Source organism: Crenobacter caeni, assembly GCF_010435965.1.
Taxonomy (GTDB): Bacteria; Pseudomonadota; Gammaproteobacteria; order Burkholderiales; family Chromobacteriaceae; genus Craterilacuibacter; species Craterilacuibacter caeni.
In genome coordinates, this window is sequence record NZ_JAAGAA010000032.1 from 1 (window position 1) to 1123 (window position 1123).

Annotated in this window: 1 protein-coding gene; it reads right to left on the reverse strand. The window is 65.3% G+C overall.

Annotated features, from left to right (window positions below):
* Positions 1-21: 21 nt before the first annotated feature.
* Positions 22-1041: an IS110 family RNA-guided transposase gene (locus GZH52_RS16615; protein WP_163318040.1), complete on the reverse strand. Its 1020-nt coding sequence runs from the start codon at positions 1039-1041 to the stop codon at positions 22-24.
* Between the last annotated feature and the right edge of the window lie 82 nt (positions 1042-1123).

A 1123-nucleotide genomic window follows, 5' to 3' on the forward strand; every position in this document is an offset into this window, starting at 1 on the left:
TCCCGGCGGTTTTGTTTCAATTCAAGGCGTGGGGCTGGGGCGATACTCGCCGCCTTTGGCGAGAATCGCCCACACGACCCGCGCCAGCTTGTTGGCCAGCGCACAGGCCACGATATTGGCGTGGCGCCGCATCATCAGCGCCACCGTCCACTGAGCCATCGCACTCGTCCAGCGCGCAGCGTTTTGCATGATTACATGCGCGCACTGCACCAACAGCCGTCGCAATGATTTGTCGCCGCGCTTGCTGATGCCCAGCAGTTTGGCCTTGCCGCCGGTCGAGTGCTGGCGTGGTACCAACCCCAAAGATGCGGCGAAGTCGCGCGCCGAGCCGTAACCCTTGGCGTTGCCGGCATCCGCCGCCAGTTGACTGGCGGTGATCGGACCGATGCCCGGCACCGTCATCAACCGGCTGGCGACGTCGTCGGCCTTGGCCTGCGCCGCGATCTCGGCGTCCAGTTCGGTGATCTGCCGGTTCAGCGCGCACCAGTGATCGAAATGGCGCTCCAGCACCCGCCGCGCCAAGGCCGGCAGGCCGCTCTCTTCCTGCAGCCAGACCGGCACCTGCTTGATGCCGCGCACGCCGACCGGCAGCGCCACACCGAACTCCAGCAGCAGCGCGTGGATCTGGTTACCCGCCTGCGGGCGCTCGCCAATGCGCGCTTCGCGCAGGCGGTGCAAGGCCGACATCGCCTGCTGCTCGGGCGACTTGACCGCCACGTAGCTCATGGTGGGGCGGGAAGCCGCTTCGCAGATCGCCTGCGCGTCGATGAAGTCGTTCTTGTTGCCGGTCACGAAGGCGCGCACATACTGCGGCGCGATCAGCTGGACGGTGTGGCCGTAGCCGGCGAGCTTGCGCGCCAGCCAGTGTGCACCGCAGCAGGCTTCCATCACGATGCGGGTGACGGGCTGCCTGGCAAGAAACTCAAGCAGGCTGTTGCGGCTGAACTGGCGCTTGAACACCGGCCGCCCTTGCGCATCGTGCCCGACTACGTGAAAGGTCTGCTTGCCGATGTCCAGACCGAAAAGTGCGATGTTTGCCATGATGATCCTCCGCGCCGAATTGGAAACAGCCCAGCAAGCGTAGCCTGCTGGGCTGTTGGAGTTCAGGCTGACCATCACATTA

Excerpts from the sequence above, each read along its gene's own strand:
- GZH52_RS16615 (WP_163318040.1), bottom strand. The coding sequence starts at position 1,041 with ATGGCAAACATCGCACTTTTCGGTCTGGACATCGGCAAGCAGACCTTT.